Source organism: uncultured Ramlibacter sp. (assembly GCF_936925435.1).
In the GTDB taxonomy this organism is placed as follows: Bacteria; Pseudomonadota; Gammaproteobacteria; order Burkholderiales; family Burkholderiaceae_C; genus Ramlibacter.
Genome location: NZ_CAKZHQ010000003.1, coordinates 122,081 through 143,329, shown reverse-complemented (window position 1 = coordinate 143,329; position 21,249 = coordinate 122,081). Strand labels below are relative to the sequence as shown.

Here is a 21,249-nt window from a genome sequence, read left to right as displayed (position 1 = left end):
AATTACGTTAGAGCTCACATGCCGGGCACGAAGCACTTCGGACGCATGCAGTACAACGTCGCTCGCGGCCTTCGCGAAATCGTTGCCCCTCGGCAGACGATGACCCGCGAGCAATGGGCCCGAGTGCTCAAGGAGTTCGGCGAGTGCTGCACCTTTTGCGGCGGCGAGCCGACTCGGGAGAACCGAGGCATAGTGCCTGACCACCTGGTGCCCGTCACGAAGTTCGGTGAACTCGTGCCTGGCAATGTTGTCCCAGCATGTCAGACGTGCAATGACTCGCGAGGCGAGAAGGACTGGCGCCCCTTCCTCCGCAGCAGATATCCTGGCGACGCAGAGGCCCAGATTGCACTGGTGGAAGCGCATGTCCAAGCGCATGGGTACGAAGCAATAAGGTTGGAGACCGCCCTCTCCATCGAGGAGCAAGTCGCATACTCAGAACTGCTGTCTGAATGGGAGAGATTCCTTGAGACTGCCCGAAGGTTGCGGGACGCCGCGGAGCAAAGGAGGAAGCGTGAGCTCTAACAAGCCAGTCAACACGGACGCCTTGCGGCGTCCGGTCGCTCCGCTCCCTCCTGGCGCAAGTCGCCGGTTACATGCACGCTAGGACTCGAAAGGAAACATCATGGCACTTCAAGATCAGCCCGCATACATCATCAAGATGCGCGCCAAGGCAGGACTGGGCGACAAGTTGTTTGAACTGGCCACTATCGGAATGACGAAGTCTGGCGCCTCCGACAGATTCATCATCGCTCGCGAGGACGGAGATCCGGACACCCTCTGGAACATTGAGGTCTTCAGATCCGACGAAGCGAAGGCCGCTTATGAGAACAGCTCGCTTGCTGACGAACTTCGCGATGAGATCATCAATTTGTTGGCCGAACAGCCCATGCGTATTGCGGTTCACCCCTATTCCGCCCTTCCCGTCAACGAGTCCTGACAGTTCACTCACGCGACGTCGCGGCGCGGCTTAGTTCAAACGTTAGAAGGCAAGCAATGGTTCGCGCGGCATGGTTGTTTCTTGCATCGATCGCCTGTTGGTCTCCATCTGCGTTTTCGCAACCCATCTCCAACTTGGATGCCGGAACCTACACAGTCCTCGTGAAGGATGGCGCGCCAACGGCCGCATACCGGCTTTCGTCGGCTGGCAATCAATGGGTGGTCGAGGGCCGGATCGGCGCTGAGCCTTGGCGAAACATTTCCTGCGGCGCGGGATGCGAGTATCGAGTGTCCACTCACGCTGAAGCTGAAAGCTATCTGCCTGTTGCCGAACGGCAGAACCTGACGATCGCGTGTATCCAGAACATCGCCCAGGCATTTTGCCGGTACAACTTGAAGGCCGAGCCATCCCGCTTCGGCTACGTTGTGGTGGTCTTGACCACGAGTCCGGCCACACCGATTTCCGTGTTCCGAACGCAATAGCCATGCAGTTCGTCGAAGCTCTCCTTTGACACGGCCAGCCAGCCTGAGCGTTCCACATGCTTTCCTCTCTTCTCACCATCGCGGCCCTGCACTGGGCCATCCTGCTCATCCCAGGCTTCAACTTCGTGCTGATCGGCCAGCTGGCCGCTGGGGGCTCGCGCCGCGCGGCGCTGGCGGCGGTGGTCGGCATGACGACGGGGACGCTGGCCTGGGCCCTGCTGGCGGTGGCGGGCGTGGGCGCCGTCTTCACCGCCCATCCTGCATTGCGCCAGGCGGCCCAGGTCGCGGGCGGGCTCTACCTGCTCTACCTGGCATGGGAGCTGCTGCGCGGCAGCGGTGCTGTCCCGGTGGCGGACAGCGCCAGCATGGGTGCCCGTCAGGCCTTGCGCGCCGGCTTCGTGACCAGCGCGCTCAATCCCAAGATCGCACTGTTCTACGGCAGCGTGTTCGCCACCGCATTGCCGGCCCAGCCCTCGGCCTGGCATGTGGCCGCAGCGGTGGCGATGGTCTATGCGAACTCCTGGCTCTGGCACGGCTTCCTGGCCTTCGCGCTGTCGCAGGCCGGCGTGCAGCGCGCCTACCTGCGCCACTGCCGCCTGCTGACGCGTTGCTCGGCTTTGCTGGTCGGTGCGTTCGGCCTGCGCCTGATCGCCACCGCCGTCCAGGAGTTGCGCGCGCGCTGAACGCGGGCCTCAGCCGTGCGCCGGCTGCTTCTGCATCTCCCCCGACACCACCACCTTCTTGCCGGTTGCCGTCGGCAGGTTCTGCAGCAATGCATTGGCCACCGCTGCCGCCGGAACCGACTTGAAGTTGTCGGGAATCAGCGGCGCCAGCCAGCGTGAGACGTTCAGGGCCAGCTTCTCGCCGCCGCGCAGCGGCTGTCCCAGGGCCTCACGGTCGCCGGCCAGGAAGGAGGGGCGGGCGATGACCAGGGTGGCCAGGCCCAGGCCGCCCAGCGCGTCTTCCAGTTCGCCCTTGGTGCGGTTGTAAAAGATGGACGAACTGGCGCTCGCCCCCATTGCGCTGACAAGTCCTGCTTTCATCGCGCCGGCTGCCATCGCCGCTTGGGCCACGGCCAGATTCGCTTCGTAGTCCACGGCGCGGAAGGCCGCCTGGCTGCCGGCCACCTTGATGGTCGTGCCCAGCGCCAGGTAGACCTCCTGCGCCGGCGGCAGGGCGGGCAGGGCGGCGAAGTCGACCATGTGCTGCGTGAGTTTGGGATGTTCCAGCTGCAGCTTGCGCCTTCCCAGCGTGTGGACCTCGCTCACCGTGGCATCGGCCAGCAGGCCCTTGAGGATCTCGCGGCCGACCAGGCCGGAGGCGCCGGCGAGCAGCACGGTGCGGGAAGCGGGGCTGTCTGTCATGCCGGCGATTGTGCTGGCAAAGTGAAAAGGGCGCGAGGTGCTACGGTTTTCGTAGCATCTCGCGCCCTTTTGGTGCGCTCTGGAGCCCGATCGGACTCCATGTTCGCGGCTTAGCGGCCGTAGCCGCCGGTGCGGTTACCGCCGCTGCGGCCACCGCCGCCACCACCGCCGTAGCCACCACCACCACCACCACCACCACCACCGGAGCGGCCACGGCCACCACCGCCGCCACCACCGCGGCGGTTGCCGGCGCCCATGCTGTCGATGCTGGTGCGCGTCGGATCGGGTTGGCCGTTGGTGTTGACGCGCTGCACGCCGGTCATCTCACGACGGCCGGGCATGTTGGTGCGCAAGGGATCCACATTGCGCGGCATGCGCTCTTCGTGGTCGTCCCCGTCCGTGTCCGGACGCGGTGCGCGTGGCTCGCGCGCTTGCAGCGCCTGGACGTTCTGCGGCGGGCGCTGGCCATTGCCATTGCCGTTGGAGCGGCCGCCACGGCCACCGCCGTTGCCGCCGCCGTTGCCACGACCGGCGCTGTTGCCATTGCCACCGTTGCCACCGCCATTACCGCGGCCGGCACCGTTGCCATTGCCGCCACCGGCGCTGCGCTGGCCGCCGCGGCCATTGCCGCCACCACCGCCGCCGCCGCCGCCGCCTTGCGTGGCCTTGTTCTCGCGGACGCGTTCCATCATTTCCTGGCGCGCTGCCTTGGCGGCGGCCTGCATGACTTCACGGCTGGGCGGACGGCCTGCGCCGCCCCAGATGGTCTGGCGGCCCATGGCGATGGGTTCGGCGCGCTCGCCGGCTTCGGGACCGAAGCCCTCGATCACCTTGACCGGGATCTGCTGCTTGGTGAAGCGCTCGATCTCCTGCATGAAGCCTTCTTCGTCCAGGCAGACCAGGCTGACGGCTTCGCCGCTGTTGCCGGCACGGCCGGTGCGGCCGATGCGGTGGACGTAGTCTTCGCTGACGTTGGGGATTTCGTAGTTGACGACGTGCGGCAGCTCGTCGATGTCGATGCCGCGCGCGGCGATGTCGGTGGCCACCAGGGCGCGGATGTCGCCGCTCTTGAAGCCGGACAGGGCCTGGGTGCGGGCGGCCTGGCTCTTGTTGCCGTGCAGGGCCATCGCCTGGATGCCGTTCTTGGTCAGGAACTCGGCCACGCTGTTGGCGCCGAACTTGGTGCGGGTGAACACCAGCACCTGGCTCCAGTTGTGCTCATTGATGATGTGGGCCAGGATGGCCTTCTTCTTGCCGCGGCCCACCGGGTGGATGGTCTGGGTGATGCGCTGCACCGTGGTGTTGCGCGGCGTCACCTGGATGCTCTGCGGGTTCTTCAGCAGGCCATTGGCCAGATCGCGGATCTCATCGCTGAAGGTGGCCGAGAACAGCAGGCTCTGCTTGTCCTTGGGCATCAGCGCCAGGATCTTCTTCACGTCGGGCAGGAAGCCCATGTCCAGCATGCGGTCGGCTTCGTCGAGCACGAGGATTTCCACGGTCGACAGGTCGAGGTTGCCTTGCTGCTGCAGGTCGAGCAGGCGGCCCGGCGTGGCCACCAGGATATCGACGCCGGCCTTGATCTTGGCGACCTGCGGGTTCATGCCCACGCCGCCGAAGATGACGGTCGAGGTCAGTTGCAGGTACTTGCCGTACGTGCGGATGGATTCCTCCACCTGCGCGGCCAGTTCACGCGTGGGCGTGAGCACGAGGGCGGCGACGCCGTCCTTGCCGAACTTGTTGGTCTTGCTGGTGCCCGCGCTCAGCTTGTGCAGCATGGGCAGGGTGAAGGCAGCGGTCTTGCCGGTGCCGGTCTGGGCGCCGCCCAGCAGGTCGTGGCCTGCGAGCACGGCGGGGATCGCCTGGGCCTGGATGGGGGTGGGGGTGTCGTAGCCTTGTTCGGCCACGGCCTTGAGAATGGCGGGTGCCAGATTCAGTTCGTCAAAAGTCATGAAATGTGCGCCATCCGTGGCGCTTGGGAATCGGCCTGTACGGTGCATGGCACCGAGCCAGTCAAAGGCAGATGATTTGGGGGGTGGGAGCCGGCGCAGCCTGGGTGGGCCTTGCTTCGTCCCCAGCGGATCGCTGGGCTCGCGGGCAACTGGAGTCCGCGAGAGCCCTATTGTCGCACGTCCTGCCCTGTCGTGCCGCGGCCACGGATTTACCGCTTCTTACAGCTGGCCTTGGAGAGGGCAGGCGGCTTCTAGATAATCGATTTCAACTCATCTCTTCCATGGCCAAGCTGCTCAAACTTCGACTGGGCGTTTCCGACGACCCGACTGCCCTGCAGCCCACGCTCAACGACTGTCTTGGGACCATGCTGCAGCAGGCGGAAGCGTTGATGACGCATGTCATCAACGGCCTGGTGCTCGGCGCGCTGCCAACCGGCCCGCGCCGCATCCCCAGCTTCAACAAGCCCGAAATCCGCGACGCCATCGACGCCCTGTCGGCCCGCGCCAACCTGGTCTGCGCTTCCTACAAGGGCGAGCTGAGCCGGGTGGTCTACGAGGGTGGCGGCAGGGAGCAGGCGCCGGCGGAGTTGCTGCGCTTCGAGGACCTGCAGCTGTTCGGCGACGCGGAGCTGGACACCAGCATCGAGGTGGCGCGGGCCCAGCAGGAGGTCTCGCATGCGGTGGACGACGTGCTGCCGGCCCTGGACGCCCTGATCAGCACCTTGCTGGGCTGGCGCACCATCCAGCCGGGCCTGAACCCGCTGCGGCCGGAGGCTTTCGTGCGCGCGCTGCAAAGCACCCTGGCGCTGCACGTGCCCGACGCGCCAGTGCGCGAGGCGCTGATCACACCGGCCGGCGGCCTGCTGGGTTCCACCCTGCGCACGCTGTACCGCGAACTGACGGACTGGCTGATGTCGTCCGGCGTGGAGCCGGCCGTGCCGCTGGGCGGGCGGGGCCCCAAGGGCGGCGTCGCAGCGGTGCCGGACTCGATGGCCAAGACCCTGCTCACCCTGGACAAGCTGCGCAAGCTGCTGGCCGGCGACTTCGACCAGGGCCCGCCCAAGGCGGAGTTCCTGCACACCGTGCCGGCCTCGATGCACCTGCTGCAGGACATGAAGCAGCTGGACGTGCTGGTCAAGCGCCTGGAGAGCCGGCCCAAGCCGGCGCCAGCGCCAGCGCCGGCGCAGCCGGTGGCCGCCCACGAAGACCCGGCCCGGGTGCGCCTGGGCCACCAGCTGGGCGAAGAGGTGGTGCGCCTGATGTTCGACAACCTCACCCAGGACGCTCGTCTGCTGCCGGCCTACAAGCGGCAGTTGCGCGGCTTCGAGCCGGCCGTGCTGCTGCTGGCCAGCCAGGACTCGCGCTTTTTCAGCGACCGCAGCCACCCGGCCCGCCTGTTCCTGGACCGCGTCACCCAGCGCAGCCTGGCCTTCAGCAGCGAGCAGGACGAGGGCTGGCCGCGTTTCGTGGCCACGCTGGAGGACGCGGTGCTCTGGCTGGACAGCAAGGTGATCGACGGCGACACCGTCGGCGAGCTGCTGGACCACCTGCACACCCAATGGACGGCGCACGACCAGGCCATGCTGCAGCGCAGGGGCGAGGCGGCGCGCGCCCTGCTGCACGCCGAGCAGCGCAACCTGCTGGCGCAGAAGCTGGCGGCGGACTTCACCATGGCGATGCACGGGCTGGACGTGGCGGAGTTCGTCGGCGACTTCCTGCGCAACTCCTGGGCCCAGGTGGTGGCGCAGGCGCAGCTGGCCTGCACCGACGGCTCCGACGACCCGCACGGCTACCGGCATGTGGCCGACGACCTGGTCTGGAGCGTGCAAAAGAGCACGGCCCAGCGCGGCCGGGCCCAGCGCCTGGCGCAGATGGTGCCGGGCCTGCTGGGCCGGCTGCGCGATGGCCTGCGCAGCATCGACTACCCGAGCGAGCTGACCGAGCGCTTTTTCGCCAACCTGGTGGCGATCCACCAGTCGGCCCTGCAGGAGGGCCGCGACGAGGTGGCGCGCGCCGCCGCCGAGGCCGCCGAGGCCCAGACCTCGGACTTTGGCGAGAGCATCTTCGACGCCGCCCAGATCTGGCTGGCCGAGCAGGAGGCCTCGGAGGCCGGCTACCTGGCGCCCGAGCAGGCCCTGGTGCCGCAGCTGCCGGCCGAAGCGGGCGAGCCGCAGGAGGCGGCGCCCGCCGGCGAGCTGCGTACGGGCACCTGGGTGGAGCTGATGGTCCAGGGGCAGTGGCTGCGCGTGCAGCTGACCTGGGCCAGCCCGCACCACACCCTGTTCATGTTCACATCGTTGGCCGGCACCGCCCACTCCATGTCCAAGCGCACGCTGGAGCGGCTGCGCTCGCAGGGCATGATCAAGGTGGTGGCCGGGCGCAACGTGGTGGACGAAGCGCTCGACCAGGTGGCCAAGGCGGCCCTGCGCAACAGCCTGGACGGGAAATGACCGCCCCTCGCGGCCAGGGGCGGCCTGTCGCCGGGCAAAAGGCCCCCACGCTCGCCCACTGCGTGTGGCTCGCTGCCCCCCGAGGGGGCCTGGCGGCTAGGGGCGGCCCGTCGCCGCTCAAGGCCCTGTGTCCCGCCTGAGGCGCGGCTGTCAAGGATAATTGGCGTTTTCCAGTTAGAAAAGCACCATGGCCCAGTACGTCTTCACCATGAACCGCGTCGGCAAGATCGTGCCGCCGAAGCGCCACATCCTCAAGGACATCTCCCTGTCGTTTTTCCCCGGCGCCAAGATCGGCATGCTGGGCCTGAACGGCTCGGGCAAATCCACCCTGCTCAAGATCATGGCCGGCGTGGACAAGGAGTACGAGGGCGAGGCCACACCCATGCCGGGCCTGAACATCGGCTACCTGCCGCAGGAGCCCAAGCTCAACCCCGAGCACACGGTGCGCGAGAGCGTGGAAGAGTCCATGGGCGAGGTCTTCGCCGCCAAGGCCAAGCTCGAGGAGGTCTACACCGCCTACGGCGAGGCCGACGCCGACTTCGACGCCCTGGCGGCCGAGCAGGCCCGGCTGGAAGCCATCATCGCCACCTCGGGCGCCGACTCCGAGCACCAGCTGGAGATCGCCGCCGACGCCCTGCGCCTGCCGCCCTGGGACGCCGTCGTCGGCGTGCTGTCAGGCGGCGAGAAGCGCCGCGTCGCCCTGTGCCGCCTGCTGCTGTCCAAGCCCGACATGCTGCTGCTGGACGAGCCCACCAACCACCTGGACGCCGAGTCGGTGGAATGGCTGGAAGTCTTCCTCAAGCGCTACACCGGCACCGTCGTGGCCATCACCCACGACCGCTACTTCCTGGACAACGCCGCCGAATGGATCCTGGAGCTTGACCGCGGCGCCGGCATCCCGTGGAAGGGCAACTACAGCACCTGGCTGGAGCAAAAGGGCGACCGTCTGGCGCAGGAGCAAAAGAGCGAGGAAGCCCACGCCAAGGCCCTGAAGAAGGAACTGGAGTGGTCGCGCCAGAACCCCAAGGCGCGCCAGGCCAAGAGCAAGTCGCGCCTGGCCCGCTTCGAGGAGCTGTCCGACGTCGAATACCAGAAGCGCAACGAGACCCAGGAAATCTTCATCCCTGTGGCCGAGCGCCTGGGCACCCAGGTGTTCGAGTTCCACAACGTCACCAAATCCTTCGGGGATCGCGTGCTGATCGACGACCTGAGCTTCACCGTGCCCGCTGGCGCCATCGTCGGCATCATCGGCCCCAACGGCGCCGGCAAGTCCACGCTGTTCAAGCTGATCGCCGGCAAGGAACAGCCCGATTCGGGCACCGTCGTCATCGGCTCGACCGTGCGCATGGCCTTCGTCGACCAGCATCGCGACGAGCTGGAGAACAACAAGACCGTCTGGGAGGACATCTCCGGCGGCCTGGACATCCTCAACGTCGGCAAGTTCCAGATGGCCAGCCGTGCCTATGCTGGCCGCTTCAACTTCAACGGCGGCGACCAGCAAAAACGCGTGGGCACGCTGTCGGGCGGTGAGCGCGGCCGGCTGCACCTGGCCAAGACCCTGATCGCCGGCGGCAACGTGCTGCTGCTGGACGAGCCCTCGAACGACCTGGACGTCGAAACCTTGCGCGCGCTGGAAGACGCCCTGCTGGAATTCGCCGGCAGCGTCATGGTCATCAGCCACGACCGCTGGTTCCTCGACCGCATCGCCACCCATATCCTGGCGGCTGAAGGAGACTCCCAATGGACCTTCTTCAACGGCAACTACCAGGAGTACGAGGCCGACAAGAAGAAGCGCCTGGGCGAGGAGGGCGCCAAGCCCAAGCGCATGCGCTATAAAGCGCTGAAGTAACAACACACCAGGGGCCCCAGCGGCCCGATGCCCATGCCGCAGACCACGCCCTACCAAGCCTTGTACCGCTCCGTCATGAAGGAAGCGGCGGCCCAGGGCAGGACCTTGATGCAGCGGCTGGTGGTGCGTGCCCGCATCACCATGCCCGAGCGGGCCAAGATGATGCCCGATGCGATCGAGCGCAACCTGCTGACGGAGGCGGCGCGCACCCTGATGAAGCACGAGGCCCAGCTGTGCGAGGCCTACCCGCAGGCCCTGCTGGCCGAGTTCGCCCAGGCCATCGCCGGCGACACCCGCAAGGCCGGCGCCCTGAGCTTCGATTCGCTGGAGCTGATGGGCGACGACCAGGTCGAGGAGGGCGTCGAGCTGGTGCGCATCCAGCAGGCCGTGCTGCGGGTGGTCGAGGCCGAGCTGACCGAGCTCAATGCCCTGGTCTGCGCCGCCCAGGGCCTCAAGACCGTGCAGGTCGAGCGCAACCCGCTGCGCCCCGAGGTCTATGTGCGCAGCCTGCGCACGGTGGCGCTGGAAAGCCCGGTGTCGCAGGCCGTACGCACACGCTGGATGCTCGATCTTGGCGAAGCCATGGGGCCGGAACTGGCCCGTGTCTACCGCGAGCTGTCGCAGATGCTGCGCGGGCAAGGGGTGACCGAGGCCGGTTTCAAGCTGGCGCAGAACCAGGAGAGCCTGGCGCCGGCGCCGCCGCGCGCTGGCGCGCCTGCCGGCGAGCCGGCGCAGGCCGCGCGTGCGCTGCTCAATGTGCAGGAACTGCGCCGCCTGCTGGCGGGCGATTTCGACGCGCAGGACAACGCCGCCAGGCCCGAGCGGCCGACCGACTTTGCCATGACCATGCCGGCCGCTTTCGAGGCGCTGCAGGAGATGCGCCAGGTCGACCAGGTGATGCAGCGCCTGCAGCAGCGTCAGGCTGTGGGGGCGGTTGACGCCGTCACCGGCCCGGCGGCGCTGCGCGAGGAGCTGCGCAAGAAGTCGCGCGGCACCGGCCAGGCGTTGGGCCTGGAAGTGGTCAACCTGATGGTGGAGAACATCGCCAGCGACCCGCGCCTGCTGGCGCCGGTGCAGCAGACTGTGCGCGAGCTCGAGCCTGCGCTGCTGCGCCTGGCGATGGCCGATCCGCGCTTTTTCAGCGACAAAAAGCATCCGGCGCGCCAGCTGCTCGATCAGATGACGCAGCGCAGCCTGGCCTGGGAGTCGGTCGACGCGCCCGGCTTCGCCGCCTTCCTCGATCCGCTGCAGCAGGCGGTCGATGCCCTGCTGTCCACCCGCATCGCCGGCGCCGAGCCCTTTGCCTTTGCCGTCAAGACGCTGGAGGAGGCCTGGGGCGAGCAGCAGCGGCGCGACCGGCGTTACCGCGAGAAGGCGGTGCGCGCCCTGCTGCAGGCCGAGCAGCGCAACCTGCTGGCCGACAAGTTCGGCAAGGAGCTGCGGGCCCGTCCCGATGTCGCCGCCGCCCCGCGCGAGATCATCCAGTTCATCTCCGGGCCCTGGGCCCAGGTGATGGCGCAGGCCCGCCTGGCCGACCAGGACGGCACGGCCGATCCGGGCGGCTTCGGTGACGTCGTCACCGACCTGCTCTCCAGCGCGCAGCTGCACCTGGGGCCGGGCAACGCGGCGCGGCTGGCGCGGCTGGTGCCGCCGCTGCTGGGCAAGCTGCGCGAGGGCCTGGCCACCATCGACTACCCGGTGGCGCAGACCCAGCGCTTCCTCAACCAACTGGCCCTGCTGCACGAGCAGGCCATGAAGCCGCCGGGCGAGAGCGGGCGGCCGGTGCCCCTGTCGACCACGCTGTCGCGCGAGGAACTCGAGGCCCAGTTCGGCCAGGACAGCGGAGCCGGCAGCGCCTGGCTGGCACCGCGCGAGGCCATGCATTCGGGCTTCATGGACACCGACCAGGGTGGCCTGCCGCAGCCGTTGTTCGATGCCACCCGGCCGGGGGAGGACGAGGAGGCGCCAGCGGGCATCACGCCGGCCCTGCCGCCGGCGGCCATCCAGCCCGGTGCCTGGGTCGAACTGCTGGTCGACAGCGGCTGGGCGCGCTTCCAGCTGACCTGGGCCAGCCCGCACGGCACGCTGTTCATGTTCACCAATGCCGCCGGCAAGTCGCAGTCGATGACGCGGCGCCTGCTGGACAAGATGCTGGAGAACAGCACGCTGCGCGTGGTGTCGGGCCAGGCCGTGGTGGACGGCGCGCTCGATGCGGTGGCCCACACCGCGCTGCGCAACAGCGCCTTCGCCAAGCTGTAGCTCAGGCCGCGGGCGGCAGCTTGGCGCGCACCAGGGCGATGTTGTTCCTCAGCGCATAGAGCTCGTCGGCATACGACAAGGGCACGTTGATGTCGTGCGTCTTGGCTTCCAGCGCGTCCAGCTCCCGCGCCAGCTGCGCCGCGCTGGCCGAATCGGTCTGCAGGCGCTGCTCGATGTCGCGCAGCTTGCCGTAGCCGCGAAACACCCGCGAGCGGATGCGGAACTGGTAGAGCGGTGGCACGATGCGCGACAGCGGCAGCATCACCGCGATGATGATGCCCAGCACCAGCCACATGCGCTCGACCAGGTTGGCCAGCCAGAACGGCAGGTAGCGCTGCAGGAAGGGCGGCCCGCTGGCGATGGCGCGGCTGGCTTCCTTGGAAATCGGGTACTCGCTGTGCTCGATGCTGGGAAAGCTGCCGGCCTTGTTGAACCAGCCGGCCGGCCCGTGCAGCTCGCGCGCCTCCTGGGCGAACAGCTGCACCAGGGCCGGGTGGGTGCTGTCGCGTGCCAGCAAGGCGGTGGTGGTGGCCACCAGGCGAACGTCCTGCGACGGCTGGTCGCCGGCCAGGTCGACCACGCCGCGCGGCAGCAGCACAGGCGTGAGGAAGGGAAAGCGCCGCGAATAGGCCTCGCTCTGGGCGAAGTCCATCAGCTTGACGCCCGGCGTCTGCAGCAGCATCTGCACCATCAGCGACTCCGGCGCCGAGGCGAACACCAGCGCATCCAGTTCGCCGCCCAGGAAGGCCACGGTGGCCGGTGTCTGCTCCAGCCGCGCCAGCTGCAGCGTCCTGGGATCGACCCGGTTGGCCTCGACCAGCTTGTCGACCAGGCTGGGCACACCGCTGCCGGGCGTGCCCACGTTCAGGCGCAGCTGCTGCAGCTGCGGCAGCGAGGACAGCACGCCCGTGGCCGTGAGCTTTTTGGCCGCGCTCTCGCGGTAGAACAGCCAGACCGGCTCGACGAACAGGCTGCCCAGCGACTCGATGCCCTCGACCTCGGTGGCCGAGGCCTCGCTGGCCCCGCCCTGCACAAAGCCCAGGTCGGCCTTGCCATCGCGCAGCAATTGCAGGTTGGCCGAGGAGCCCTCGGTGGCCAGCAGAACGACCTCGATGCCGTCGGCCGCCAGCGCCTTCTTGTAGCGCTGGCCGAAGGCGTCGTAGGCGCTTTGCGCCGGGCCGGTGGCCAGGGTCACGCGCCGCGGCGGCGCCGGGTCCAGCCACAGGTAGGCCAGCACCAGCAGTCCCACGGCCAGCACGGCGAAGGGCCCGGCCGAGATCAGCAGATCGCGGATCGACAGCAGGGTGTTGCGCAGCGCCTGGGGCATGTGCTGCCTCACTGCATGTCGCCGGCCGCCGGCAGGTGCAGGCCGCCTTCGGTCACGGCGCGCGCCGCGCGGGCCGCGCGCGCCACCGCGATGGCCACCACCTCGGCTGCCATGGTGGCCAGCACCATCATGTCGCCGCTGCGCCCGCTGGCGCCCGTGCCCAGGGCGAACAGGGCGTCGCCGTCGAGCATGGTGTGGGCCGGGTTGATGCTGCGCGCATAGCCGTCGTGGCCCACCGTCGCCAGCCGCGTAGCCTGGGCCTTGGTCAGCACCGCGTCGGTGGCGATGATGCCGATGGTGGTGTTGGTGCCGGGCACCAGGCGCTTGGGCGGCTCGCCGGCCAGCAGGGCGCGGCGCGAGTCGAGAAAGCTGCGGCCGTCCGGCGTGCGGGCGCCGGCGATGATTTTTTGCGTGAAGGGGTCGACCACGTCACCCAGCGCGTTGCAGGCGATCAGCGCGCCCATGGTGATGCCGTTAACGCTCAGCGATGCGCTGCCGATGCCGCCCTTCATGGCGCGCTCGGCGCCGAAAATCTTGCCGATGACGGCGCCGGCGCCGGCGCCCACATTGCCTTGCGCGGCCTTGCTGCGCGAGGCGGCGGCGCAGGCCGCGTAGCCGGCCTGGGCGTCGGGGCGGATGCGGGTGTCGCCCAGGTAGAGGTCGAACAGCACGGCGGCCGGCACGATGGGGATGCGCCCCGGCCCCACCTCCAGGCCGATGCCCTGCTCCTCCAGCCAGCGCATCACGCCGGCGGCGGCGTCCAGGCCCCAGGCGCTACCGCCGGCCAGCAGCACGGCGTGCACCTTGTCGACCAGGTTGGTGGGCGACAGCAGGTCGGTCTCGCGCGTGCCCGGCGCTGCGCCGCGCACGTCCACCCCGGCCACAGCGCCGGCGCGGGTGATGACCACGGTGCAGCCTGTGGGCCGGCGGGTCTCGGTGAAATGGCCGACCTCGATGCCGGCGACGTCGGTGATGCAGGAGTCCGGGGAATGCTGGGTCATCGTGAATTCATTATCCACGCCGACCGCGCGCCTCAGCCTGCCAGCAGGGGCTGGACGAAGGCGAACCAGCCGCCCACGGCATAGACGCCCAGGCTGAGCCAGTACAGCCGTAGCGAGAGCTTGCGCGTGCGCAGGCAGGCATCGCGCAGGCGCGGATCCACCGGGCAGGGTGCGCCGCGGTTGGCCCATTGCAGGGCGCCGCTGGCTGCCAGCATCAGTCCGGCGGCGATGAAGAGCGCCTCCTTGTGCTCGCTCAGCCACACCAGTTGCGGCACGGCCGCCACCAGCGAGGACAGTGCGGCGCCGGCGCCCAGCGCCACCAGCAGGGCCGGCAGGGCGCAGCACACCAGGGTGCCCGAGCTGGCGAACAGCGTGGCCACGCTGGCCCACAGGCCGCTGCGCGCCTGCACCGTGCCGTCGTTGATCGTCTCGCTGCTCATTTGGCCGCCTTGGTTTCGGCCTTGATCTGGGCCACGCTCTTGGCCACGGTCTCGAGCTTGACCACGTCGTAGCCGGCGTCCGTGATCTCGGCCGTGACCAGTTTGCCGTCGATCTTCTGGCCGTCCCTGGCCTCGACGGCGACGATCTTGCGCTTGAGGTCGACAAAGACCGCCTGGGTGGCCGGCAGCTTGCTCAGGCGCTTTTCGATGCCCTGGGCGCAGAAGGCGCAGACCATGCCGTTGACGGTGGCCTGGACAGACTCGGCGGCGAGGGCCGGCAGGGCGGCTGCGGCCAGCACGAAGGCGATGAGGGTTTTGTTCATGGTGGTGTTTCCTAGAAGACGTACATGAAATTGAAGCGGGCCTGGCCGTCGGTGTTGACGCCGGCCTCGACGAAGTAGCGGTTGTGGATCAGCCGCAGCATGGGCGTGATCTCGGTGGCGTCCGACAGGCCGCGCATGCGCCGCGCCTCCAGCACCAGCCAGGGCTGGACCTCGTCGTAGTCCACCTCGTAGAACGAGAAGCCGGCGCGCACCGAGGCCGTGTCGTGGCGCAGGCCGCTGGCGCGGTACAGCCGCGCCGCGCTGCTGAAGTACAGGCGCGTGCTTTCCCAGTCGAAGGCAACGCCGGGCGAGAGCATGGTGCGCGTGCCGTCGAAGTCGTTGCCGCGCACCGGGCCGGCGCCGGCAACGAACCAGACGTTGGCCTGCGAGTGCTCGCCGTTCCAGCGCTTGACCAGGCGCGTGTAGGTGGCCTCGGCGTACTCGCGCGTGTGCTGGCCGTGGTCCGAGCGCATCCAGGTCGCGCCCAGGCCGAAGGCATCGCGCGGCGTCACCGCGTGGTTGACCCAGGCCTCGCGCCAGTTGCGGCCGAAGTCGCCCATGGCCATGGTGCTGTCCTTGAAGCCCATGGGCCCGGCCTGCGCCAGCGTGCACGCGGCCCAGAGCGCCCACACCGCGTTCGCCAGCAGTCTCCTCATGGCGCGGCCTCGATGGCCGTGACCACCGGCTCGCCGTCCTGCAGGGCGACGCGAAAGCGCACCTTGTCACCGGCCTTGACCTTGGCCAGCAGGGCCGCGTCCTTGACCTTGAAGGGCATGGTCATGGCCTCCATGGGCAGGCTCTTGATCGCCTCGTGGTCCAGGGTCACCAGCTTGCGCGCCGGCTCGCTGCGCACCACCGTGGCTTTCACCCATTCGGGCGCCTGCGCCCAGGCGGGCGCGCCGGCCAGCATGGCCAGCACCAACAACATTGTTTTCATTGGAATCTCCTGCAAGGCCGCCCACAGGCGGCCGCCAGACAAGCGCCCGCAGGGAATGCGGACGCACCTCGGGTGGGAGGCCTCAGGCGATGGGCGGCTTGAGCGCCGGCGTGCTCAGGGCGCTGGCGAAGCGCGCCGTCCCGGCGGCGGCAGCGTGATGCGAGGGCACGGGCCCGGCCAGCGGCGTGGCGCCGGGCTGCAGGGCGAGGATGGAGCAGGCCTGGCATTGCAGGCAGGAGGCGCAGGGATCGCTGTCCTGGACCGCGACATCGGCGACGGCGCTTGCGGCTGCGGCGGCCGCCGCATGGCCAGGGCAGTCGGCCATGGCCTGCGTGGCCATTCCGGAGTCAGAATTGCCGCTAGCTCCCGTGGAATGGTGCTGGGTAGCTACAAATTCAATAGCATCCAGCTGCTGCGCCAACATCCGGCCGGCCATCGCCTCGGCCGCCCAGCCGCGCAGCGGCAGCAGGGCGATCAGCAGGACGAGGAGCCAGTGGCGCATGGCGACGCGTGTCTCAGGCGGGTGCGTAGCCGGCGGCGCTCAGGGCGCGCGCGAGCTCCTCGCGGGTCTTGCCGCTGTCGACCTGCGCGGTCTTGGCTGGCAGGTCGATGCGCACCTGGGCCTGCGGGTCCAGGGCGAGCACGGCGTCGGTCACTGTCTTGGCGCAGCCGCCGCAAGCCATGGCGAGTTGGAACTTGTAGGTCATGGACTCACTGTAAACCTTGCCCCTGTGGCAAGGTCAAGCGCAGCCCGGCGGATGTCCCCATCCGTGGCAAGGGCTTGGTCGGCCGCTTGACCTTACCATCATGGCAAGCTTGAGACTGCATCCATGAACACCACCACTGCATTGACCATTGAAGGCATGAGCTGCGCCTCCTGCGTGAGCCGGGTAGAGAAGGCCCTGGCCCGCGTGCCGGGCGTCAGCGCCGCCAGCGTCAACCTGGCGACCGAAACGGCCGAGGTCAGCCTGACCGGGGCCACTGTGACGACCGAGGCCTTGCTGGCCGCGGTCAAACAGGCCGGCTACAGCGCCCACCTGCGCCAGAGCGACCGGCCCGAACCGGCGCCTGCCGCCAGCGGCGGCTGGCAGGTGGTGCTGGCCGCTGCGCTGTCCCTGCCCCTGGCCCTGCCGATGGCCGGCATGCTGGCCGGCGCCGACTGGATGCTGCCCGGCTGGCTGCAACTGCTGCTGGCCACGCCCGTGCAGTTCTGGCTGGGCGCGCGCTTTTACCGCGCGGGCTGGAAGGCCCTGCGCGCGGGCAGCGGCAACATGGACCTGCTGGTGGCCCTGGGCACCTCGGCCGCCTATGGGCTGAGCCTGTACCTGCTGTGGCAGCACGGCGGCCATGGCGGGGCGCACCTGTACTTCGAAGCCTCGGCCGTGGTCATCACCCTGGTCTTGCTGGGCAAGTGGCTGGAGGCGCGGGCCCGCCGTCAGACCAGCGATGCCATCCGCGCCCTGCAGGCCCTGCGGCCCGAGACCGCGCGGGTGCGCCGCAAGGGCCAGGACCTGGAGCTGCCCCTGGCCCAGGTGGTGGTGGGCGACCTGGTGGTCGTGCGGCCGGGCGAGCGGGTGCCGGTGGACGCCGTGGTGGTCGAAGGCAGCAGCGAGCTGGACGAATCCCTGCTCACCGGCGAGAGCCTGCCGGTGGCGCGCGGCCCCGGTGGCCGCGTGACCGGCGGCGCCGTCAACGGCCAGGGTTTGCTGCTGCTGCGCACCGCGGCCGTCGGCGCCGAGACCACGCTGGCGCGCATCGTGCGCCTGGTGGAGTCGGCCCAGGCCAAGAAGGCGCCGGTGCAGCGCCTGGTCGACCAGGTCAGCGCCGTCTTCGTGCCGGTGATCCTGGTCATCGCCCTGGCGACGCTGCTGGCCTGGGGGCTGATGGCCGGTGACTGGGAGCGCGCCGTGCTGCACGCGGTGGCGGTGCTGGTCATCGCCTGCCCCTGCGCCCTGGGCCTGGCCACGCCGGCCGCCATCATGGCCGGCACCGGTGTGGCGGCGCGCCACGGCATCCTGATCAAGGACGTGGAGGCGCTGGAGATCGCCCACAAGGTGACGGTGGTGGCCTTTGACAAGACCGGCACCCTGACCGAGGGCCGGCCCGAGCTGGTGGCGGCCCAGGCGCTGGACGGCGACCGCCCGGCCTTGCTGGCCGCCGCCGCCGCGCTGCAGCAGGGCAGCGAGCATCCCCTGGCGCGCGCCGTGCTCAGCGCCGCGAGCGCCGAAAGCATCGCCGTGCCGGCGGCCCAAGGCCTGCGCGCATTGCCGGGTCGCGGTGTGGCGGCCGCCGTGGATGGGCGCGAACTGCGCCTGGGCAGCACACGCCTGATGGACGAATTGCAGGTCGGCCTGTCCGGCCTGGCGGGGCTGGCCGCGCAGCTGCAGGGCGATGGCCGCACCGTCTCCTGGGTGGCCGATGTGACGGACACGCCGAGGCTCATCGGCCTGCTGGCCTTTGGCGACAAGCTCAAGCCGACGGCGGCGCGCGCCATGGCGCGGCTGGCCGCGATGCATGTGCGCACGGTGCTGCTCAGCGGCGACAACCGCGGCGCGGCGCAGGCCGTGGGCCAGGCCCTGGGCATCGCCGAGGTGCGCGCCGAGGTGCTGCCCGAGGACAAGGCCCGCATCCTGGGCGAGCTCAAGGCCGGCGGCGCCACGGTGGCGATGGTGGGCGACGGCATCAACGACGCGCCGGCCCTGGCCGCCGCCGACGTGGGCATGGCCATGTCCAGCGGCACCGACGTCGCCATGCACGCGGCCGGCATCACCCTGATGCGCGGCGACCCGGCGCTGGCGGCCGACGCCATCGACATCTCGCGGCGCACCTGGTCCAAGATCCGGCAGAACCTGTTCTGGGCCTTTGTCTACAACCTGGTGGGCGTGCCGCTGGCGGCCTTCGGCCTGCTCAGCCCGGTGCTGGCCGGTGCCGCCATGGCCCTGAGCAGTGTGAGTGTGGTGGGCAACGCGCTGCTGCTGCGGCGTTGGAAAGGCAAGCCATGAGCGAGACCGCGACAGCCGTCGATGACGGCCCCTTCAACATCGGCGAGGCGGCGCGCCGCTCGGGCGTGTCGGCCAAGATGGTGCGGCACTACGAGTCGCTGGGCCTGCTGCCGGCGGTGGAGCGCACCGATGCCGGCTACCGCCAGTACAGCGGGCGCGAGGTGCACACGCTGCGCTTCATCAAGCGCTCGCGCGACCTGGGCTTTGGCATGGACGAGATCGCCCAGCTGCTCAAGCTGTGGCAGAACCGGCGCCGCTCCAGCGCCCATGTGCGCGACATCGCCATGCGGCACATCGCCGACCTGGACCAGCGCATGCAGGAGATGGCCGCCATGCGCGCGACGCTGCAGAACCTGGCCAGCTGCTGCCATGGCGACCAGCGGCCCGACTGCCCCATCCTGGACGAGCTGAGCGCGCACAAGGCCGCCGGCTGAAAGCCAGGGCAGGACTGCTCCTACAGCGCTTGCCGCTGTTTGGACGACAGTGCGCCACCGTTGTGCTACCTACAGTGGTTGCTGTCCCCGCCGGCAGCCGCCGGCGATTTTTCGACCAGCCCAAGAGGAAGCACCATGAACAGCGAAACAATCCAAACCCTCTCATCCGCCAACGGCGCCGGCCTCAATGGCGACGGCAAGGTGCACCGCGTGGCCCAGAAGGCCCACGAGGCCGTCGACAAGCTCGAGCAGAGCATCGGCACCGGCAGCGAGAAGGTCATGCAGTACCAGCAGGAATACGGCGACATGTGCCGCGAGCACGTCAAGGCCCACCCCCTGACCTCGGTGCTCGCCGCCTTTGGCGTCGGCGTCATCTTCAGCAAGCTCTTTTTGCGCTAAGCCTCTGCGCTGAACGCCTTCAGTGGCTGTGGTGGGCGGGCTGCGCGAGCTCGCCGCGCGCCTGCCGCAGCACTGACCAGCCACCGCTGATGGCCAGCGCGCCCATCACCACGGCCACGGCCAGGTCGGGCCAGGCGCTGCCCGTGCCCAGCACGCCCAGGGCCGCCAGCATCACCGCAAGGTTTCCGATGGCGTCGTTGCGCGTGCACAGCCAGACGCTGCGCATATTGGCGTCGCCGTCGCGGTAGGCATAGAGCAGCAGGGCCACGCCCACATTGGCCGCCAGCGCCAGCGTGCCCACCAGACCCATGGTCAGGGCCTCGGGCGGCACGCCTTGCAATGCGCCCCAGAGCGAACGCCCCAGCACGAAGACACCGAAGGCCAGCATGCTGGCCGCCTTGACCAGGGCCGCGCGCGCGCGCCAGGCCAGGCCCATGCTCAGCACGAACAAGGACAGGGCGTAGTTGCCGGCGTCGCCGAAAAAGTCGATGGCATCGGCCAGCAGCGACACCGAGCCCGCCCGCAGGCCGGCGCCAATCTCGATGGCGAACATGGCGGCATTGACCACCAGGGCGATCCACAGCGCGCGGCGGTAGCCCGGCGGAATGGGCGCGCCGGGGCTGGGGCCGTGGGCGTGGTCGTCGTGGCAGCAGTGGGCGGACATGGCATTCCTCTTGTTGGGATGCAGGAATTAAAAACCCTGGAGCGGCTCCAGAGTCAAGCCGCTAGCATGACAGCATGAAAATCAGCGAGCTGGCCGGTGCCACCGGCGTCGACATCGAGACCATCCGCTACTACGAGAAGGCCGGCCTGCTGGCCGCACCGGCGCGCCAAGCCAATGGCTACCGCAGTTACGAGCGTGCGCAGCTGGAGCAACTGGCCTTCATCCGCCATTGCCGCGCGCTCGACATGCCGCTGGCCGATGTGAAGCGCCTGCTCGGCGCGCTGGCCAGCCCGCCCCAGCACTGCGCGCAAGTCGATGCCCTGGTGGGCGAGCAATTGACACGCGTGCGGGCCCGCCTGCAAAGCCTGCTGGCCCTGGAGCAGCAGTTGACGGCGCTGCAGGCCAGCTGCGATGCCGACCACGCGGCCCATGGCTGCGGCATCCTGGAAGAACTGGTGGCGGCGGCGCAGGGCGAGGCTTGCGCTTGCCATCGGCCAGGTTGAGCCCGGTTTTCTCTATGGAATCGATCTGTAAACCCCGTCCGATGGCCCTAGGATGCTATCGAATCAATAGCGTTCCTGGCTTCAAAGCTCGGTGCGCAGCGTCCAGATCTCGGGGAACAGCACCACGTCCAGCATCTTGCGCAGGTAGCTCACGCCACCGGTACCGCCGGTGCCGCGCTTGAAGCCGATGACGCGCTCCACCGTCGTCACATGGCGGAAGCGCCAGAGGCGGAAGGCGTCTTCCAGGTCGGTCAGTTCCTCGCCCAGCTGGTACAGGTCCCAGTGCTTTTGCGTGTCGCGGTACACCGTGAGCCAGGCCTGCATGACTTCATCGCTGGCCACATAGGGCTGGGTCCAGTCACGCTGCAAGGCCGCTGCAGGCAGGGCGATGCCGCGCCGCGCCAGCAGTCGCAGTGCCTCGTCGTACAGCGAAGGCGCTTCGTAGGCGGCCTGCACCTGGGCCAGCAGGTCGGGCCGGTGCGCGTGCGGCTTGAGCATGGCGGCGTTCTTGTTGCCCAGGGCGAACTCGATGCAGCGGTACTGCGCGCTCTGAAAACCGCTGGAGCTCGAAAGATAGGGCCGGATGGCGCTGTACTCGGGCGGCGTCATGGTGGCCAGCACGTCCCAGGCGTGGACCAGCTGCTCCATGATCTTGCTCACGCGCGCCAGCATCTTGAAGGCGGCGCCCAATTCGTCGGCCGCCACCTTGGCGATGGCGGCGCGCAGCTCGTGCAGCATCAGCTTCATCCACAGCTCGCTGGTCTGGTGCTGGACGATGAACAGCATCTCGTTGTGGTCAGGCGAGAGCGGCTTTTGCGCGCCCAGGATGGCGTCCAGCTGCAGGTAGTCGCCATAGCTCATGGAGGCGCTGAAATCCAGCTTCGCCTTCTCGGCGTGGACGATGTCTTCGGGTTTTTTCGCTTCCATGC

At 69.0% G+C, this 21,249-nt stretch carries 23 protein-coding genes; 11 read left to right on the top strand and 12 right to left on the bottom strand.

Annotated elements, in window-relative coordinates; genetic code table 11:
* The first annotated feature begins 18 nt into the window (after positions 1 to 18).
* From Q0632_RS22335 to Q0632_RS02910, 4 genes are all read left to right on the top strand, one after another.
* Positions 19 to 522 carry an HNH endonuclease gene (locus Q0632_RS22335; RefSeq protein ID WP_367181164.1) on the top strand — a complete coding sequence of 168 codons (504 nt, stop codon included), beginning with the start codon at positions 19 to 21 and terminating at the stop codon, positions 520 to 522.
* A 100-nt stretch (positions 523 to 622) separates the two neighbouring features.
* A complete protein-coding gene (locus Q0632_RS02920) occupies positions 623 to 937 on the top strand; it encodes a hypothetical protein (RefSeq protein WP_298924156.1) in 315 nt (104 codons plus the stop codon).
* A 56-nt stretch (positions 938 to 993) separates the two neighbouring features.
* Positions 994 to 1,419, top strand: a complete 426-nt coding sequence (locus Q0632_RS02915) for a hypothetical protein (protein ID WP_298924155.1) — start codon at positions 994 to 996, stop codon at positions 1,417 to 1,419.
* 56 nt (positions 1,420 to 1,475) lie between these two features.
* Positions 1,476 to 2,102, top strand: a complete 627-nt coding sequence (locus Q0632_RS02910; RefSeq protein WP_298924154.1) for a LysE family transporter — start codon at positions 1,476 to 1,478, stop codon at positions 2,100 to 2,102.
* A 9-nt stretch (positions 2,103 to 2,111) separates the two neighbouring features.
* On the opposite strand, the gene Q0632_RS02905 is transcribed toward Q0632_RS02910, so the two are convergent.
* Positions 2,112 to 2,783 (bottom strand): nucleoside-diphosphate sugar epimerase, encoded by a 672-nt coding sequence (locus tag Q0632_RS02905; RefSeq protein ID WP_298924153.1) that lies wholly within the window; start codon positions 2,781 to 2,783, stop codon positions 2,112 to 2,114.
* Positions 2,784 to 2,893: 110 nt separating this feature from the next.
* Positions 2,894 to 4,732 carry a DEAD/DEAH box helicase gene (locus tag Q0632_RS02900; RefSeq protein ID WP_298924152.1) on the bottom strand — a complete coding sequence of 613 codons (1,839 nt, stop codon included), beginning with the start codon at positions 4,730 to 4,732 and terminating at the stop codon, positions 2,894 to 2,896.
* A 281-nt stretch (positions 4,733 to 5,013) separates the two neighbouring features.
* Here Q0632_RS02900 and Q0632_RS02895 point away from each other — a divergent pair, with 281 nt between their 5' ends.
* From Q0632_RS02895 to Q0632_RS02885, 3 genes are all read left to right on the top strand, one after another.
* Positions 5,014 to 7,182 (top strand): DUF1631 family protein, encoded by a 2,169-nt coding sequence (locus Q0632_RS02895; RefSeq protein ID WP_298924150.1) that lies wholly within the window; start codon positions 5,014 to 5,016, stop codon positions 7,180 to 7,182.
* 187 nt (positions 7,183 to 7,369) lie between these two features.
* Positions 7,370 to 9,031, top strand: a complete 1,662-nt coding sequence (gene ettA, locus Q0632_RS02890) for an energy-dependent translational throttle protein EttA (protein WP_298924148.1) — start codon at positions 7,370 to 7,372, stop codon at positions 9,029 to 9,031.
* A gap of 27 nt (positions 9,032 to 9,058) precedes the next feature.
* On the top strand, positions 9,059 to 11,290 hold the full coding sequence (locus tag Q0632_RS02885) for a DUF1631 family protein (protein WP_298924146.1): 2,232 nt from the start codon (positions 9,059 to 9,061) through the stop codon (positions 11,288 to 11,290).
* Between the two features lies 1 nt (position 11,291).
* On the opposite strand, the gene Q0632_RS02880 is transcribed toward Q0632_RS02885, so the two are convergent.
* From Q0632_RS02880 to Q0632_RS02845, 8 genes are all read right to left on the bottom strand, one after another.
* Positions 11,292 to 12,617, bottom strand: coding sequence for a TAXI family TRAP transporter solute-binding subunit (locus Q0632_RS02880; protein ID WP_298924142.1), 1,326 nt, complete (start codon positions 12,615 to 12,617; stop codon positions 11,292 to 11,294).
* Between the two features lie 8 nt (positions 12,618 to 12,625).
* The gene (locus tag Q0632_RS02875) at positions 12,626 to 13,618 is read right to left on the bottom strand and encodes a P1 family peptidase (RefSeq protein WP_298924138.1); all 993 of its coding nucleotides are present in this window, start codon (positions 13,616 to 13,618) and stop codon (positions 12,626 to 12,628) included.
* 32 nt (positions 13,619 to 13,650) lie between these two features.
* Positions 13,651 to 14,058: a hypothetical protein gene (locus Q0632_RS02870; RefSeq protein WP_298924136.1), complete on the bottom strand. Its 408-nt coding sequence runs from the start codon at positions 14,056 to 14,058 to the stop codon at positions 13,651 to 13,653.
* Positions 14,055 to 14,381 (bottom strand): heavy metal-associated domain-containing protein, encoded by a 327-nt coding sequence (locus Q0632_RS02865; protein ID WP_298924132.1) that lies wholly within the window; start codon positions 14,379 to 14,381, stop codon positions 14,055 to 14,057. Before Q0632_RS02865 ends, Q0632_RS02870 begins: the two co-directional genes overlap by 4 nt.
* A gap of 11 nt (positions 14,382 to 14,392) precedes the next feature.
* Positions 14,393 to 15,037, bottom strand: coding sequence for a hypothetical protein (locus tag Q0632_RS02860; protein WP_298924130.1), 645 nt, complete (start codon positions 15,035 to 15,037; stop codon positions 14,393 to 14,395).
* On the bottom strand, positions 15,034 to 15,318 hold the full coding sequence (locus Q0632_RS02855) for a copper-binding protein (protein WP_298924128.1): 285 nt from the start codon (positions 15,316 to 15,318) through the stop codon (positions 15,034 to 15,036). Before Q0632_RS02855 ends, Q0632_RS02860 begins: the two co-directional genes overlap by 4 nt.
* Positions 15,319 to 15,400: 82 nt before the next feature.
* Positions 15,401 to 15,820 carry a hypothetical protein gene (locus tag Q0632_RS02850; RefSeq protein WP_298924126.1) on the bottom strand — a complete coding sequence of 140 codons (420 nt, stop codon included), beginning with the start codon at positions 15,818 to 15,820 and terminating at the stop codon, positions 15,401 to 15,403.
* Between the two features lie 13 nt (positions 15,821 to 15,833).
* Positions 15,834 to 16,025, bottom strand: a complete 192-nt coding sequence (locus Q0632_RS02845) for a heavy-metal-associated domain-containing protein (protein ID WP_298924124.1) — start codon at positions 16,023 to 16,025, stop codon at positions 15,834 to 15,836.
* A gap of 123 nt (positions 16,026 to 16,148) precedes the next feature.
* On the opposite strand from Q0632_RS02845, the gene Q0632_RS02840 reads away from it, so the two are divergent.
* The 3 genes from Q0632_RS02840 (at position 16,149) to Q0632_RS02830 (ending at position 19,153) form a co-directional block, all read left to right on the top strand.
* Positions 16,149 to 18,320, top strand: coding sequence for a heavy metal translocating P-type ATPase (locus Q0632_RS02840; RefSeq protein WP_298924123.1), 2,172 nt, complete (start codon positions 16,149 to 16,151; stop codon positions 18,318 to 18,320).
* A complete protein-coding gene (cueR, locus tag Q0632_RS02835; RefSeq protein ID WP_298924121.1) occupies positions 18,317 to 18,754 on the top strand; it encodes a Cu(I)-responsive transcriptional regulator in 438 nt (145 codons plus the stop codon). The genes Q0632_RS02840 and cueR overlap by 4 nt, the downstream gene beginning before the upstream one ends.
* Before the next feature lie 135 nt (positions 18,755 to 18,889).
* Positions 18,890 to 19,153: a hypothetical protein gene (locus tag Q0632_RS02830; protein WP_298924120.1), complete on the top strand. Its 264-nt coding sequence runs from the start codon at positions 18,890 to 18,892 to the stop codon at positions 19,151 to 19,153.
* A gap of 19 nt (positions 19,154 to 19,172) precedes the next feature.
* Here Q0632_RS02830 and Q0632_RS02825 read toward each other — a convergent pair whose 3' ends face one another.
* Positions 19,173 to 19,817 (bottom strand): cation transporter, encoded by a 645-nt coding sequence (locus Q0632_RS02825; RefSeq protein WP_298924119.1) that lies wholly within the window; start codon positions 19,815 to 19,817, stop codon positions 19,173 to 19,175.
* Between the two features lie 74 nt (positions 19,818 to 19,891).
* Here Q0632_RS02825 and Q0632_RS02820 point away from each other — a divergent pair, with 74 nt between their 5' ends.
* Positions 19,892 to 20,320 (top strand): Cd(II)/Pb(II)-responsive transcriptional regulator, encoded by a 429-nt coding sequence (locus tag Q0632_RS02820; protein WP_298924117.1) that lies wholly within the window; start codon positions 19,892 to 19,894, stop codon positions 20,318 to 20,320.
* An 81-nt stretch (positions 20,321 to 20,401) separates the two neighbouring features.
* Here the strand turns inward: Q0632_RS02820 and kynA are convergent, their stop codons facing one another.
* Complete coding sequence (kynA, locus tag Q0632_RS02815; RefSeq protein WP_298924115.1) at positions 20,402 to 21,247, bottom strand: tryptophan 2,3-dioxygenase; 846 nt, start codon at positions 21,245 to 21,247, stop codon at positions 20,402 to 20,404.
* Between the last annotated feature and the right edge of the window lie 2 nt (positions 21,248 to 21,249).